14 protein-coding genes are annotated in these 15,216 nt (G+C 49.1%); 1 reads left to right on the top strand and 13 read right to left on the bottom strand.

Annotation, left to right across the window (positions count from 1 at the left end):
* Positions 1 to 62: 62 nt before the first annotated feature.
* The 10 genes from ACJ77P_RS04605 to ACJ77P_RS04560 form a co-directional block, all read right to left on the bottom strand.
* A complete protein-coding gene (locus tag ACJ77P_RS04605) occupies positions 63 to 980 on the bottom strand; it encodes an LpxD N-terminal domain-containing protein (RefSeq protein ID WP_408999113.1) in 918 nt (305 codons plus the stop codon).
* 29 nt (positions 981 to 1,009) lie between these two features.
* Positions 1,010 to 1,645, bottom strand: a complete 636-nt coding sequence (locus tag ACJ77P_RS04600; RefSeq protein ID WP_408999112.1) for a PIG-L deacetylase family protein — start codon at positions 1,643 to 1,645, stop codon at positions 1,010 to 1,012.
* A gap of 114 nt (positions 1,646 to 1,759) precedes the next feature.
* A complete protein-coding gene (locus tag ACJ77P_RS04595; RefSeq protein WP_408999111.1) occupies positions 1,760 to 2,638 on the bottom strand; it encodes a hypothetical protein in 879 nt (292 codons plus the stop codon).
* A gap of 100 nt (positions 2,639 to 2,738) precedes the next feature.
* Complete coding sequence (locus tag ACJ77P_RS04590; protein WP_408999110.1) at positions 2,739 to 4,085, bottom strand: O-antigen ligase family protein; 1,347 nt, start codon at positions 4,083 to 4,085, stop codon at positions 2,739 to 2,741.
* Positions 4,086 to 4,163: 78 nt separating this feature from the next.
* Complete coding sequence (locus tag ACJ77P_RS04585; RefSeq protein WP_408999109.1) at positions 4,164 to 5,456, bottom strand: hypothetical protein; 1,293 nt, start codon at positions 5,454 to 5,456, stop codon at positions 4,164 to 4,166.
* Between the two features lie 130 nt (positions 5,457 to 5,586).
* Entirely contained in the window at positions 5,587 to 6,726 is a 1,140-nt protein-coding gene (locus tag ACJ77P_RS04580) for a glycosyltransferase family 4 protein (RefSeq protein ID WP_408999108.1), read from the bottom strand.
* Between the two features lie 34 nt (positions 6,727 to 6,760).
* Positions 6,761 to 6,943, bottom strand: a complete 183-nt coding sequence (locus tag ACJ77P_RS04575) for a hypothetical protein (RefSeq protein ID WP_408999107.1) — start codon at positions 6,941 to 6,943, stop codon at positions 6,761 to 6,763.
* Between the two features lie 85 nt (positions 6,944 to 7,028).
* Entirely contained in the window at positions 7,029 to 8,192 is a 1,164-nt protein-coding gene (locus ACJ77P_RS04570) for a DUF7033 domain-containing protein (RefSeq protein WP_408999106.1), read from the bottom strand.
* A complete protein-coding gene (locus ACJ77P_RS04565) occupies positions 8,186 to 9,508 on the bottom strand; it encodes an oligosaccharide flippase family protein (RefSeq protein ID WP_408999105.1) in 1,323 nt (440 codons plus the stop codon). Before ACJ77P_RS04565 ends, ACJ77P_RS04570 begins: the two co-directional genes overlap by 7 nt.
* Before the next feature lie 62 nt (positions 9,509 to 9,570).
* On the bottom strand, positions 9,571 to 10,731 hold the full coding sequence (locus ACJ77P_RS04560; protein ID WP_408999104.1) for a glycosyltransferase: 1,161 nt from the start codon (positions 10,729 to 10,731) through the stop codon (positions 9,571 to 9,573).
* 254 nt (positions 10,732 to 10,985) lie between these two features.
* Between ACJ77P_RS04560 and ACJ77P_RS04555 the strand changes: the two genes are divergently transcribed.
* Positions 10,986 to 11,213, top strand: a complete 228-nt coding sequence (locus ACJ77P_RS04555) for a hypothetical protein (protein WP_408999103.1) — start codon at positions 10,986 to 10,988, stop codon at positions 11,211 to 11,213.
* Between the two features lie 139 nt (positions 11,214 to 11,352).
* Here ACJ77P_RS04555 and ACJ77P_RS04550 read toward each other — a convergent pair whose 3' ends face one another.
* From ACJ77P_RS04550 to ACJ77P_RS04540, 3 genes are all read right to left on the bottom strand, one after another.
* A complete protein-coding gene (locus ACJ77P_RS04550; protein ID WP_408999102.1) occupies positions 11,353 to 12,711 on the bottom strand; it encodes an IS1182 family transposase in 1,359 nt (452 codons plus the stop codon).
* A 219-nt stretch (positions 12,712 to 12,930) separates the two neighbouring features.
* Complete coding sequence (locus tag ACJ77P_RS04545) at positions 12,931 to 13,410, bottom strand: transposase (RefSeq protein WP_408999101.1); 480 nt, start codon at positions 13,408 to 13,410, stop codon at positions 12,931 to 12,933.
* A gap of 116 nt (positions 13,411 to 13,526) precedes the next feature.
* Positions 13,527 to 14,933: a polysaccharide deacetylase family protein gene (locus ACJ77P_RS04540; protein WP_408999100.1), complete on the bottom strand. Its 1,407-nt coding sequence runs from the start codon at positions 14,931 to 14,933 to the stop codon at positions 13,527 to 13,529.
* Positions 14,934 to 15,216 lie beyond the last annotated feature (283 nt).

Genomic DNA, 15,216 nt, shown 5'->3' with positions numbered 1-15,216 from the left:
CCCTATTCAACGGGCATGGGAAAATGGCCGAAGAGCTCAGAAACTGCCTGTTCTTCAATTTTTTATTTTTTGGCTACCCGGGACGGAACGCCCACTACGGTCAATCCGTCAGGAACATCCGTAACGACGACAGACCCCAATCCAACCGTAACATTCCGTCCGACAAAAACCTTGTTTCTGATGCAGCATTTCGGAGCCAGCCAGGAACAGTCTCCGACCTGGGCACTTCCGCAAACAATGGCGCCCGCGGAGATGAATACATGCCTTCCGATTTCTGCATTGTGCCCGATATTGACATGATGGCCGATCTTGGATCCCCGGCCTATTTTCGTTGCAGACAGGGTGCCGCGAATAATGGTCGTATTCGCACCGATCTCCACATCGTCCTCAATGACAACGTTACCAAGCTGGGGAAACTTTTCAAATTCACCCGTAGCGGTTCTTTCAAATCCCTGACCTTCACAGCCGATCACCGCACCAACCTGAATATAGACATTTTTGCCGATTCGTGTGTTCGGGGCAATGTAAACCCGGTCTTCTATGACGGCCCCTTCCCCTAAGCGGACGCCGGAACAGAGATGCGCCATCGGACCGATATAAACGCCGTCTGGAACAGGGACATCTTTCTCGATGATTGCTGTGGGATGGATGCCCACCGGCCTTTCAGGTGCAAAAAATTTCTGCAGGCATTTCATGAATGACAATCTTGGATTGGGAACAGTAAAGATGCAATTTAGAATCTCTTTTTTCTCCAGGTTTGGAAGATCATCCCGGCACAGGACAATCCCCCCCCGTGAGCGCGCAATTGCCGCAAGCGCCTTCTCCCCGGTCTGCGTGCAAAAAGTAATGTGGTTGCTCTGCGCCGTGTCAAGGGCGGCCGGGGATGTGACAGACCGGACCGGATGCCCGAAAATCCGGATGGGATTTATAAAATCCTTCAAGCTGTCGTACGGGATGGCGGAAGATGACGATTCGCCCATGGATGGTTTCCTGCTCTCTGGAAATTGGATTAAAGGATCAGTCGAACCACCTCAAATGCCTCGGCATATTGCGCGCCGGCACTGACCCCCCTGGCTTTTGCCAACCCGCAGACCAGTTCCTTGCTTGCATAAGGCCTTGCAGACTGGCTTTTATACTCTTTTAACGCTTCGAGTTTGATGTCCATATGCTGCTGTTCCAGTTTGACATAGGCCTGTGTGGAGAAGGTTATATTATTCCAGGGCATTTCGTAGGCCAGAATGGTGGTCTGCTTGAATGCCCGGATCCCCTCCATGGCGACCGTGTGGTGGTCCTGATGAAGGTCGTTGACGGAAGGAAGAAAAACCAGATCGGGCTTCAGATCTTTCTGGTATTTCACCAGGTCTTCCAGTATCTCCTGGCGATGATGGGCAAACTTTCTGACGGGATAATCATGGATATGCAGATCATGAGGTGCGATCCCGAGAATTTTTGTGGCGGCCTTGACTTCATGAATCAGGATATCGTTTGGAAATCCTTCCGGTACGGAAGCCTGGCAAGATGAAAAGGCAACGTAATGCACTTCCGACTGAGCCTTTATCAATTTTACGATCGCACCGCCACAGCCAAATTCGCCGTCATCCGTATGAGGCGCTAACACTAAAACCCTTTTTTTCTCCAGATTCATCGTTCACCTGTCGACGTTTGATAAACATTTAATTGAAACGATCCCACGCGGCGCCCAGATTTAACAATCCCGCACATCATAACCGCAAGGAGATCCCCGGGGGGTCAACTTTTCTCAAAATCCTCTCTGGAACAACTGCTCATTGATTTTCCTGCTCATAAACCGAAAAGCCTTTTCCTCATTTTCCTGCATGCTCCTTCCACTGAGAACACCGTCATCGTTTCCCAGGCTTCCCGGATAGAATTCAATGCCGCCAGCAGCCTTCCGTTTTACCATTGCGAAACAGACGTTGAGCTGCTTCATGAACAGATCCATCTCCTCCTTTTCCGAACTCTTCAACCGCTTTTCATATTCACGCCGGTCTGTTCTATACACCCCGAGAATAATTTTTGCCGAGGGGAAATGATATTTGATTTTTTGAATGTACTGGTCGTAGTTATTCAAACGGTCACGCTTGTGGAGATAGAAGTGAACGACGTCAACATGTTTTCCCAGGAAATTCAACTCATCCGCTGTCAATCGCGTCAAATCATCCTCATAGAGGGTCGCTCCATACTGAAGATTCGGATTCCCTTTTTTTATCGCATCTTTTACCGACAGAATGATGCCCCTATCCTTCTTGTAGTATTTCTGCCACCAGCGACCGAAGTCATCCTGTGCCAGCTCCGCAATGCACCGATATCGCGTTGAAAGATTCGCCCACTCCCTGACACCGGCGAGAAATTCATCTTTCGCCAGCAGTTGGCCTGTACTTTTCGCCTTAAGGTTGACCGTTGTATGAAATTTTTTGGAGCAAATATTCCGAGCGTTGCTTTCCGTCGGTTCGTACACGACTCTGGCATAGTTTACCCTGTTCTTTTGAGCATATCCACTTTCGGCAAATCCCCAGCCACCGATCAAAAGGGATTCCCCCTGCTGTGCGTAGAGTTCGCACGCACCCGCAGCAGTAAAGAGAGCAGCCACCAACAACCTCGTCCAGACGTTTCCGTTCATAACTTTTTCCCTCACTTCGTCTTTTATTCCTTGCAAGAACAAGAAGATCCCTGACTGGCCTATCCGCTTCTTCACTCCATGAAATCCCATCGTCACCTGCCTATTGATTGTGATGGATCAATGTTTCCTTGACTCTGTAATCCAAAGCCAGGAGAAGAGCTGTCAGGAAATACACAATCCGATGGCCCGTCAACTCTCCGATAAACAATGTGTACAGCCAAGCAGCGATGGTCATGAAGCAGAAACTGAAAAAAATTCCAAAAGAATCTTTATCATGGTTATAAGCGATTTTCATTGAAGATACCATTCGAAAAAGGAAGATCAGAAAGAAACAGAGGAACAGGAATAATCCGAGGACACCTGATTCCAGGGTGATTTCCAGAAGCAGGTTATGTGGGTAGGACTCCATGTACGAGTAAAAACCGCTGATTCCTCCACCGAGAAAGGGGGCATCGTTTATCAGATCCAGGCTCTTCTTATACAATTCCACTCTTGGATTTGTCTCAATCACTTCAGAGGTTTGTGAAAATAAATTGACGATGCGCAGGCTCAGGTTCTCCGGCAGATAATTCACCGTCAGAAAGAGAGAGAAACCGACCAGGGTGACGAACAGCAGGAAATAAAACGTGTATTTTCTCAGAAGCAAAAACCTGCTCAGGTATTCATGAAGGAGAAACATCATACAGAGGGACACAAAAAAGATGACGACGGAACTCCTGCTCCCTGCAATCACGATCATTCCTAAAGCCGCTGCGGTAAAAATGGCCGTAAATAAAAAAGAGGCCAGCTTCCTTTTTGCAAAAAGAGACAGGCTCAAAAGAGCCATGACGGCAACCATAATCGCCCTCCCATAGGAATTTGCGCTGAATGGGGTGACTCGCTGCGCCGTCCTTTCCGAAAGCTGCCCAATCAGAATGATGTCGCCGATGTGAGTGTACATGAACGTCATCAGGGCAATGGTTCCGGCCACATAAACCGCTATAAACATTTTGTATTCGAAGAGGGAAGCTTTCCGGAACACCAGGTATCCCATGGTGCAGACTCCCATGATCAAGAGCAGTTCTCTCAGTTTGTCCGCTGCCAGTTCCTGATTCGCTGTCCAGAGGAAGGAAAGTGCATAGAAGACAATCCATAAAGCAAAAAAGACCCAGAGAGGATCTTCATTCAATTTCCTCCAGCTTGAAAGACGCAGGGCATTAAAAACAAAGGAGAAGGAAAAAAGAAGAAAGGACAGGCGCGTTAACGTAATGGTTCTGACCTCGGACACAAAGCCTCCCTCCAGTGCGGAAGAGGCGACAAACACCATGAACAGGAAGGCGGGATATTTGATGACCAGGCAAAGACCGAAGAGCAGGAACGGAAGCAGCAGAAAGGCAAGGAATTTGGGATTCCACATGGAAAGGGGAATCAGGATGATGATCGCACAAGCGGCAAGCCACTGAATCACGGACTCCTGTGAATTCGGGAAAATCGGTTGCAAAAGCTGTTTATAATGGACCATTGACCCGTTTCCCTGCATGGCTTATTATTCCCGGCTTGAGGGAATGATGGACTTCCTGACGATTTCCAATAATGCGGAATAACCGGTGAGGCTTCGACGAAAGCGGTTGCCGGAATCAAATTCCGGCAGATGCCCGTCCGCTTCATATCCGCCTTCCGTGATCTGCTGAGGAGACGGAAGATATCCGTGGACCTCATTGACGTATCCAGTAAACGACCAATCTTCCGTTTCAGGACATTGGCCGACGATCCACTTGCGCAATCCCTGGGTTGCTTCCATGCCGATACTCAGAAAATGAATGTTGCCCAACAGGATCTTGATGATGGATACAGATCCGCTCGAAGCATTCTCCAGAAACCGCTCCAGGGGGATGCTGTCAGTCGTCAATTCCATCCGCGATGGGATCTCCCTGGAGAGCCTGTCCGAACGTAAAAGCATCCCTGTCACGGTATCCGCCAGACGCTTTGCCCAGCCGAACCACTCACCGCACGATACGCCCGGAAACTTCGGGCCGAAGAGAATACGGAAAAGCATCGAGTGCTTTTTGTGCCTGGATGTAGTGGGCCAGGGCCTTACATCACCGGAAAATCCCTGAAAAAAACAAACCGGCGAAGCCGGCTTATTCAGCATCTCCTGAATCCTGTTTCTGACATAACCAGGGTATTCAGACGACAGTTCATCAGGAACAGGATAATTGACGGGATGACAGGAAAAACTCCCGATGATTGCCAGCAATTCATCCGTTTCGAGAGAATGCAGACCGATCAATCGAATGCGCTTGTCGATGTCTACCGTTTCATCAGGCGCAAGCCTTATGCCGGGGGGATTCATTTTGTATCGGCCAAGGCTGAAGTGCGAACAGTGCTTTCTCCTGTAGACGACCTCATCAAAGATCTGAGGCCGGTGGTGAACGATGGCAAAGGGAGTCTGATCGTTCCGGAACAGCGTTTCACAGGCTGAAACGATGCGGCGGGTGACATCCTGCAAATAAGCGTCGTCGACCGACCGGTTGAAATTCTTCGCAATGTCCGTCTGCGGTGCGAAATGTGTGTGCGATGCAAAGACTGCGACTGCGACGTCTTTCTGCAAGGCGTGCTCGGTGAGCCATTCCAGCAATGACCGATATAACCCCTGTGTTCCATAGAGCCAGTCAACCGACACCAGGAGATGACAGGACGTCTCGCGACTGATCAAAAGGATGTTGGCCTCAAGTTTCAGTCCGATTTTATCAACGGGACGCTTATATTTGGCAAAACCGGATAAGACCTGAGGGGTCACAGGGGAGATATCAACGGTGGCACAACGTATTTTCAGCACCGGCGGCCCCCAATCAGCGAGACGAAAAGGACCGCTCGGTGCAAAGCAATCGCCGCTTCAGTGCACTCAGCCGCCCCCCTGAGAAGTCCATACGGTCCTACTGCCCGGATCGTCTTCTGACCCTTCAACCTCAGCATGAAGGGTTCTTCAGAATTCTCTCATACAAAGAGCTCAAGCTTTTGAATTCATTTTCCCAGGAATAGTTGTTTCGGACATAAGCGCGCCCTGAAATGCCCATTTCCTTGCGCTTGTTTTCATTCATATACAGATCATAGAGAGCCGAGGCAATTTCTTCCGGATTGTCGCCATCCACCATGATGCCGAAGCGTCCTTCAGCGAGCATCTTTTCAAAAAACGGTTTTCTGGAGATAACAACAGGAATACCAGCGGATAGATATTCGAACAATTTCATCGGATAGGCCTCTCTGACCGAATCCTTCTGAAAAAATGTGATGAGAATGCCAACCTGTGCGCTGCTCTGCTCCCGTACGACATCACTCCAGGGCAGCATGCCGGACACATCAACAGACCCGATCTGCCTTGCCCTCTCTCTGAACTGCGCCTCTTCTTCGGCTTTGTTGAACCCTCCGATCATCTTCAATCTTGCGGCAGGGCATTTCTTTTTAAAGCGTTCAAATCCATCCAGTATCTGCCAGCAGCCCCGCACGGATGAAATCCCTCCGGTGTAAATGACCGTGAAGGCATCCGTCACCGGTTCCCCCCCCGACGCCTTGTACCAATCGATGGGAGGGAAATTCCGGACAAGGACGGTATTCTCATTGTAGTCCTTGAATTTTCCAGCAATTTCTTCGGAGACGACGACAATGCCGGAAAAGAGTCCCGCCGCCCTCTTCTCGATAAAATCGACGATCCGTGAAGCCGGCCCGCGCAGGATCTTCGGGATGTATTTCCTTTTGGTCACGAGGACCGCCTTGAAGTCTTCATGGACATCCATGACAACCCTCTTTCCGGATAACGCCAGGAACATTCCGCAGGGAATGAGGTCCGGATCATGAAAATGGTAAATATCCGCTTTCAAGGGAAGGATCTTGAATGGAAAAATAAAGGAGGGCAATATTTTATTGAACAGTCTGTTTTTGTATCGGCCCACAGCATGAACCTGGATGCCCTCAATCCGGCTATCTTCAGGGTGATATCCCACAACATGAACGTCATAACCTTCCCTGGCAAGAGAGACCGCCTGCCGGAAAAAAATCCGGGCATCCATCGCCCTGTGCTGGGAAGTAAAAATGCATACTTTCTTTCTCATCTTCTCACATGCCCCTTCCGCAGCGACCGGTTGATCAAACCACCAATTCCCTGTAGATGCTTCGCGCTTCTTTGCGCCCCAACCTGCTGCCATGCCAGAGCAGAGTAAAATTACCTCCGAATTTCCGAACCTGCTCTTTCAGTTCACCCATGAGATCCGCCGCCGAATCGGTGCAGCCCATGCCCAGATACCGTTCCTCAAGAACAGAACACTCCATGAGAATCAGGGGGGTATTGCCATAGTTGAAGCGGCCTTCCTTCGATTAAATCATACAAGGGATATTCAAAGCACGTGCCGCATCGTTATCCGGGCTGGTCGGCAAAACCGAGGGTCGTATCATAGCTGATACCGGCCTTTTCAAGATTGGAGGCCGTTTCCGGCGTACTCCAGCGGAGGTAATGCTGGCGGTTTCCCAGTTCGGCCTGCCGGATTCCTTCCGCCTCCATGACAGCCCGCAGAATTCCCGCCTCCTTTGAACACTGAAGCTCATCGAGATAGGTGCCGAAACTCCCATGAAGTCCGATCTCATGCCCACGGGCGCTAATGCGCCTCATCAGCGCACGAATGCGGGGCTCGTGAATGCTGTAGTTGCCGTCCATTTTCGGAACGGACAGATCGGCGAAGAAATAGAAGGCCACGCGATTGCCGGCCTTTTCGTTTGTATCCATGATCCAGTCGAAGTTGTCCATCGGATCAAAGCCGTAGTACCCGCAGGAAGAGCAGACGGTATTGAGCCCCGTCCTGAGGGCTGCAACGGCGCTCCGGCGCTTCAGAACATCTCCCGCCATGTTTCGCAGGGTCATGCGCAAACTTTTCACATTCCGGGCATAGGGATGATCCACATCACAACTGACCATGGTCCGAAACTGGCGGGGTTTCCGCATCACGGAGCGTCTGTCGCCAATCTTCCCGTCTGAACCAGCCTTGCCGTAACTCAGGCACGACCAGAGGATTTCAGCATACTCGTTCACGATCGGACGCCTCAGAAATCCTTCCTGATAGGCAAGCGATGCTTCCGCCGGGAAACGTCCGAAGACATCCCGCTCTTTCAGGACGGCTTCCTCATAGCGTGAGAGCATGAAGAAGGCGGAACCCAGGATGTCGATGGGCAGTTCAATAATCCGGTGCCCGGCTGTCTGAACGGGTGCTAGATGTTTTTGGGTTGCCGATCCGTAGATGACAGGAATCCGGAAATCGGTCAAGGTGCAGTTCCCGCCGAGGGAACCCGCATCCCATATGCTCAACGGCTTTTTGGGCAGTGAGTCCGCAGTCAGCCATTTTTCTCTCGAACATTGAAACAGGACGTCCGGAAGAATGACGCTGTTGAGATGATCCGACGAAATCAGCGTATCCGAGCGGTTCTCTATCTCCGTTTGACAGTCCAGTCCGAGAAACAGCTTGAAGATCACATCAATGATATAAGCCCGCTCCTTGGGATAGGATGGCGGAACCTTGATTTTCAGCATGTTGTTTCCCGCTGGACAATCATTTGTCTGACGACGTAATCCCACATGATATATTTGATGATGTAAGAAACGATCATCGCCACGGCAAAGCATACAACCGCCCAGAAATCCGATAACCCGAACCATGCCGCGGAAAGAATGCCGATCACGACAAGGGAAAGGCGCATGAGTGCCCATGAGAAGGAGAATCCCTGCCTCTCGATAATCGAAAAATTGATGACGGAATCCGTTGTCAGTTTGAACAGGAATACGAAAGCCATCACCTGAACGTATACGCCGCTCTGCACCCATTTCGCCCCGAAAACAAAGGTGAAGATCCACTGCCCGGCAACCGCAAGCAAGATGCTGGGCACAATACCGAGCAGGAACAGACGGCGATTCATATCTCTGAACAATTTCTTAAGTTTACGTGGTTCCTTGGCCAGCCTTGCCGCTTCTCCGAGAAAGGCCTTGGAGACGGAAGCCCCTACCAGGGAAATCGGCTTGGCAAGCACCTTCTGGGTCAGATAGAACCATCCGGCCACCTCAACGCCGTAATAGGCGGCAAACAGCAATGGCGGAACCTGCAAACCGGCGCTGTTCAAAAGAGACGCACTTGTCTGGTACATGGGGAAGTCTTTGTACCGGCGTGCCGCGGCACGAAGATTGGCCATGGACACGGAACGGAGGCAATGCTTGTTCTTTTTCCAGAACAGCTTGGCCAGCGTCCCCAAACCGGCACATTCACCCACAATCTGGCCCAGAAGAAGCCCCAAAGGCCCAAAACTGATAAAACCTAATCCCAACTGGGTTAGAGTTCCAGAAATCCCCTGAGAAATTCGTGTCCTCGCGATAACAGGGTACATGCGTTCCCGCACAGCCCAGTAATTGAAGACGTTATAGACGCCGGCCAGAAATAAGCCAACAGGCAGAACCCACAGATAGGGTTCGAGTACGCTGAAACGCTCCACCTGAATAAGTTTGGGAGAAAATAACCAGACGCCAAGGACGGCCAGCAACGCCGTAATAAAGACCAATCCAATGCATAGACTCAAGACATCGATCGCCGTCTGATTATCTTCCGGTATGGGAATCGCAAACTCATACCTCAGAGAGGTAAAATTCAGAGACATGGTCAGAAGGGATGCATAGACGACCAGGATTCCAAAGTCATTGGGGGTATACAAGCGGGTCAGAACGGGAGAAAAGATGATGGCTAGACCCTGGGCAAGGCTGGTTCCCCCGGCAAGGATCATGGCACTGCGGATAAAATGGTCCTTGGGAAGGATCTTCTTCGTTTTTCTTGCTATCGTTTCCCAAAGTGCCTCAGTAGTCAAGGAGATCGGCCACCCTTTCCGGGACAATCAAAGCATTAGCAAAAAGCCTGCTTCTATGGAAATCACGGGATCTTTGATCCGGCGAGTCCGGCATATAAATCGACAAGCTTTTTTTCTTCATTGTCCCAGTTGAACTCCGCCGCCGCCTTCGCAACACGGGCTCTGTATTCCCGGTAATGTTCCTCATTGTCAAACATGCGGTTTATTTCTTCCGCCATGGCTTCGGGGTTTCCGGTATCAATTACAATGCCGATTCCGTATTTCTTCAGAATCTGTCTCAATACTGGACGTTCAGGGACAGCCACAGGAATTCCGGCGGCAACATAATGGAAGAACTTGTTCCCGAGACTCAAGAAATAACTTTCCGATGTATTTGCTGACGGGATGATCCCGAGATCTGTCGTTGACAGATACCGGGAAACGTCGCGGTAGGGAACCGCTGGAACCAGGAAGACCTTTCCCGAAAGATGATCCTTTTCGATCAGCGCCTGAAGATTGGGAAGAAAGGGACCTTCCCCCATGATGATGACCACACTGTTCTTCAGATAAGGGACCATTTTCAAGAGGTTGACCAGCCCTCTTCCCGCGAACAGTCTTCCTGCATAGACAATGATTTTCACTTCTTTCGGAATTGATAATTTTTCTCTCAGGGTCATCCCGTTTTCACCGGGCAGTGCGCCTAGATCAGCCCTGCGGTCCGCATTGAGTATACAGGAAACATCCCGGCCCAGAATGGACTGAAGGCGCAAGGCGATTTCCTCGTTTACGGTGATGATGATATCCGCTCTTTTAGCAAGCAGATTTTCTATCAGGCCGCTAGAAAGGTTCATGAATCGCCCCTGAGCGTCTCTGCCGCGATGAAATTCATGGGAATCATAGATGATTTGCCTTGCACGAGAAAGAACGCCGACCGGAAGCGCATTCAAATCATGACAATGAATGATTGCCGGTGAATATTCTCTGGCAAAACGCACCGCCCGAAACAGGTACTCCATGTATTTTAAGTACTGTAAAAGCCTTACTTTCGGGAGCTTTTTCGTACTCAACTTGATCCTGGTTATTTTAAAAAAAGGGTGCGCTTCCACGGCAGGAAGATCCCCCGCATCATTCTGAACTCCCAGCACTGTGACTTGGTATCCGTTCCTGCCCAGTGATTCCACTTCCTTAAGGACTCTTGTGTCTTTTGTAACCTGATTGAGAACCACGTGAAGCACTTTTGTCATACGATACTCCTACGGAATGGATAAAAAAGGCGAATCTTTTGGGTTCATCCGGTTAATAAGCACCTCTGAGTATGTAGGTGATAGAGGCGGAGTTTGAAGTGCTCCATGAAACGTTTGCATAACTGCGGATTTCTCATTCGAGGGAAATTCGCAATTCGGAATATTCAGTATATTTAGCTGATTGCGTTTACCCATTTTGAGTATTCAAATAAATTGCTTACTTATGCAAACGTTTAGGTATGGGTGACGGAATCATGCGAAAGAACCAGATTAACGCAACCCTTACAGAAAATGAGATCAAGCAGAACAAGAAAATCTCCAAAGTTCGGTACAAGATCGAGCAGTATTTCGGGATCACCGAAAAATACCATGGGGCGGGAAAGGCCCGCTTTACCTCTCTCTTCAAGGAGGGCTGGGATCACCTCTGCGGGGCCATGGCCTTCAATATCAAAAGAGTGGTTCTAGGAGTCTGTCGGACTTGACGGTTCAGCTACTTTATTGATGAAAAGTCCGAGATTATTTTGTTCATTTAAATAGAGGTTGGCATCCATGACGGCTTGATGCTCGGATGCATTATGAATGTTTCCTTAATACCTCAGGGAAACCATGTTCTTTTTCAATCTATGTGGTCAGGGTATGCAGTCTTTTGATGTTCCAGGCTATGCAGGCAAGATTCCATTCCCCTTGTGCCTTCTCAAAACCACGCATCGAGAAACTTCGAAATCCCATGACTGCCTTGATGATGCCAAAGACGGGTTCCGATGTCGTCTTTCGTAATGCGTAGATAGCCTTTCCCGCTGTAGTCTTAAGCCGGTGCTTCATTCTTGTTACTGCATCTGCGGCTTCCGGCAGCGGCGGCGGTTCCTGGAATCGGTCCCAAAGGGGTTCATTGTGTTCTTTCCGACCGGCGGCGATATAAGGAGTCAATCCCTGCTTTTCGCAGGCAGTGACATTTGCCTCGCTGAAGTAACCACTGTCGGCGATCAAATCAGTCACAGCTCCCAGTTCCTCCGGCAATGCCGCCAAGTGTTCCAACGTCGGCTCGATTTCCTGCTTGTCATTAGGGTGCTGTGTGACATGAGCGGAAATGATGAGTTTGGATGTCGTGTCGGCAACCGCCTGGGCATTGTATCCCTGCTCGAATCCTCCACCGGAAGCGGGCATGATCCGGGATTCTTCGTCGGTCAGATTGACCTGATCACTGGAACGCGGGCCGGACACCGGCGGCTTTGGCTGTTTGCCTCGGGGTTTCTTGCCGGTTTCCTGTTCCTTCTTGATGCGCCGGGCAATCTTTTCCTCGTAGGCGGCTTGCTCACGCGCATGACGCTCTGCCGCGCGCCGTTCGATTTCTGCCTTGGCCGCAGCAATGGCCGCCAGGCGTTTTCCCCGGCGCTCAAGCTCCTCGGGAATGCTCAGTCCATCGGGAAGGTCGGAACGATCCGCAGCTTCCGCCTTCTTGAGCAGTTCAGCGACTTCGGCTTTAATCTGTGCCTCCAGCTTGCAGGCGTGACCATAGCTCAATGCCCGATGCCGGGAAGCGTTCGCTTTGATCTTGCTGCCGTCAAGACTGACTTTCCCGAGTTTAAGCACGCCCATCTGGCGGGCAATCATCAGGATCTGAACGAACAGTTCGGACAATTCTTTCAGAAAGCGTCGCCGAAAACTGGCAATCGTATCATGGTCCGGATGCGTGTTGGCTGCTATGTACCGGAAAGCCACCGAATCATAGGTGCTGCGCTCCAGTTTGCGGCTGGAGAAAACACCTGTGGCATAACCGTAAAATAAAAGTGCTGTCAGCATTGCCGGACTGTGCGCTTGTGAACCGCGACCGGCATAGGAATCCCTCAAAGAACGAAGGTTGAGCTGGGCTACAATCTCAACCACAAACCGGGCAAGGTGACCGTCAGGAAGCCAGTCATCAATTGACGGCGGAAGCAAAAAAGACGTCCTTCGATCACATTGAATAAAATTGGCGCTCATCCGTTATACTCCTGCATTCAAAGATGAGCGATTATACCATATTACGTCGGAAAGTCCGACAGACTCCTAGGCATCAGAAAACAGGGGATAGCTGTAACGGTATAATAACATTGCAGATAATTATGCAAAGAAACACTCCCTGGGATCACCTCGGGTGCTGAAAGCTTGTTAAAGAGCAGTTTTAAAGCCAAACAGGTGGTCGGAAACGTTCGTTTCCAGTCAAAATATTGAAAAAATTACGCCCAAAATGAGGGCAAAAGAAAAAACTGTATTATGCAAACCTCTCAGTGCATCGAGGCGCTCCTTATGGTCCGGCTTCAGGGAATCATAATTGCGTAAAAGGAGAAAGCGGTTTCCCGTGAGGGTTTGCTTCCCGATATCATCAAGTTCTTTCTGTTGATCTCTGCGTAAGTTTTCGATGCCTTGGTTCATCAGAGCCATAATATGGTAACGGTCGAAGACAATATCTATATTGGGAAGGACTTCCCGTACGGCAGAGAAGAAGGGAATTCCCATGTCCATTGCAACCGCTCGCAGTTTTTTCCCTTTGCGTGCCAGTTTTTTCAGGAAGAGCAAAATCCCTTCTTTGCCCTTTCCCTCAGCGGCAAAAAGGATCCGCCCTTCAGAGAGATCCATCACCGTGGTCATGTACTCGTGACCCTTCCGGATACTGAATTCATCGATGCCGATATACCTCACTTTATGAAAAAGACAAACGGTCGGTCAGAAACGTTCGTTCCCAAACAAAAATTGAATAAATAACGCCCAAAATGAAGGCAAAAGAAAAAACTGAATTATGCAAATCTCTCTTCAAATCATAGTATTGAATCAATTGTGGAAAGATACAATTTTCTTTGCCTTCGTGAAGCTACTTTTCCGTTATGCCAGAGCAATGTAAAATCGCCAGAAAATTTTTTGCAAATATCATTCAGATGGAATATCTTTCCCCACAATATGTTTGTAATCGTTCCGTCACGATCAGTAACGGTGCCGTCCATGACCATCAGTGATCGTTCCCTCAAATTAAGTTTCTTTCTTTCTTGCAGGTTAAAAACTGGATATTCGTAACAACATCCTGTTCTAAATCCGATTAGATCGGCAAAACCTAACGTACTGTCATAATTGAGACCTGCTTCTTCCCAGTGTTGCCATGTTGTGGGATTTTGCCATCTCAAGTAATGTTGGCGGCCACCCCATTCATTCTGTTCTGCCCCCTCTTCTTCAGCCGCCATTTTTAACCGAAGGAACTCGCTCTTTGTTCTCTCCGCATTTAAATAACTTCCATATGTAGGATGAAATCCGATGAGATGACCGCGTTGAACAATTCGTCGAAGACAATGGCGAGCCCAAGGATGATCTATGTTATAGCGCTGGTCATACTTGGTATGTCCCAAGTCGGTCATGAAGTTGAACGTGCTTGAAACACCATTCTTCTCACTTAAATCCATGATGAAGTCAAATGTATTGAAGGGATCTTTTTCGGCGCAACCCAGCCAAGCAGCCTGCATATTCCTTAAGACCATGATCAGATCGCGTCTGACTATTAAATCACCGCCTATTCTCCGGATAACTTGTTTCAATGGTTTCCCGACTACAGATAAGATGTCATCCACGTCGTGGCTAAGAAGCAATCGATATTCACGCTTTTTTCTTATGAGCGACGGCCACACCCTTTTCAGCCCTGACCATAAAATTTCGATGTACTCATTGACAATGGGCCTTTCGATAAATCCTTCCTGGTGTGCAAGCATCGCTTTTGGAGGAAACCTGTTGTGTTCATCTCTATCTGTTTTAACCAGTTCCTCATATCTCGTGAGCATGAAAAAACAGGCGCCAAAGATGTCGATCGGTAGCCAGAATTCTTGACCATTAGGTGTATTCTGCGCATGATTTGGCCCATCAAGATGGGATTTAAGATCACCATAAATGACTGGTAAAGATGGAAACCCAAGGGCGTTGTCAAAGCCAAATAGCCGATGGTCCAAAACGTTGAGGGGTTGTTTGGGAAGTGACTTATTGGTCAGCCATTGCTCCTCCGAGATTGCAAATAGGCAGTCCGCAATTATGAGTCGACGCCTGTTATCCTTATCAGAAATACAGACATTTGCTCTCCCTGTTCTCTGGATAACATAATCTAATCCAAGGAACTCTTTAAGGATGACGGAAATAATATAGTCTCTTTCGGCTGGGTATGATTGTGGAATTGTAACGATGATTTCCATTATGAAACCTTTGTACAACTCTAAAAGTAGAGTTTTGAAATTTCTGGTCAAAAAAGCATCTATAAATTTAAATAACTACTCGATAATAGTAAAGAATCAGCGCCAACAGGACGCGGCTTTAAGTTCAGCCCCCCATAGGGGGGCATTGCATCGCTTTATTTTAATTTGGGCCGCTCAAGCTTAAACCACCGCAATACTTGGTCTGTACCAACGAGACATTTTGGTTATACGGCCAATAGGCCATGCCCAGACGGAACCGGCATAGACAACCTCTCGCTCTTAT

The organism is Syntrophus buswellii, assembly GCF_046097065.1.
In the GTDB taxonomy this organism is placed as follows: domain Bacteria; phylum Desulfobacterota; class Syntrophia; order Syntrophales; family Syntrophaceae; genus Syntrophus; species Syntrophus buswellii.
The sequence above is the reverse complement of the archived record's forward strand: the minus strand, read 5'-3'. Positions and strand labels throughout refer to the sequence as shown.

Coding starts and splice junctions, on each gene's coding strand:
- ACJ77P_RS04605 (WP_408999113.1), bottom strand. CDS start 980: ATGGGCGAATCGTCATCTTCCGCCATCCCGTACGACAGCTTGAAGGAT.
- ACJ77P_RS04600 (WP_408999112.1), bottom strand. CDS start 1,645: ATGAATCTGGAGAAAAAAAGGGTTTTAGTGTTAGCGCCTCATACGGAT.
- ACJ77P_RS04595 (WP_408999111.1), bottom strand. CDS start 2,638: ATGAACGGAAACGTCTGGACGAGGTTGTTGGTGGCTGCTCTCTTTACT.
- ACJ77P_RS04580 (WP_408999108.1), bottom strand. CDS start 6,726: ATGAGAAAGAAAGTATGCATTTTTACTTCCCAGCACAGGGCGATGGAT.
- ACJ77P_RS04575 (WP_408999107.1), bottom strand. CDS start 6,943: ATGGAGTGTTCTGTTCTTGAGGAACGGTATCTGGGCATGGGCTGCACC.
- ACJ77P_RS04570 (WP_408999106.1), bottom strand. CDS start 8,192: ATGCTGAAAATCAAGGTTCCGCCATCCTATCCCAAGGAGCGGGCTTAT.
- ACJ77P_RS04560 (WP_408999104.1), bottom strand. CDS start 10,731: ATGACAAAAGTGCTTCACGTGGTTCTCAATCAGGTTACAAAAGACACA.
- ACJ77P_RS04555 (WP_408999103.1), top strand. CDS start 10,986: ATGCGAAAGAACCAGATTAACGCAACCCTTACAGAAAATGAGATCAAG.
- ACJ77P_RS04550 (WP_408999102.1), bottom strand. CDS start 12,711: ATGAGCGCCAATTTTATTCAATGTGATCGAAGGACGTCTTTTTTGCTT.
- ACJ77P_RS04540 (WP_408999100.1), bottom strand. CDS start 14,933: ATGGAAATCATCGTTACAATTCCACAATCATACCCAGCCGAAAGAGAC.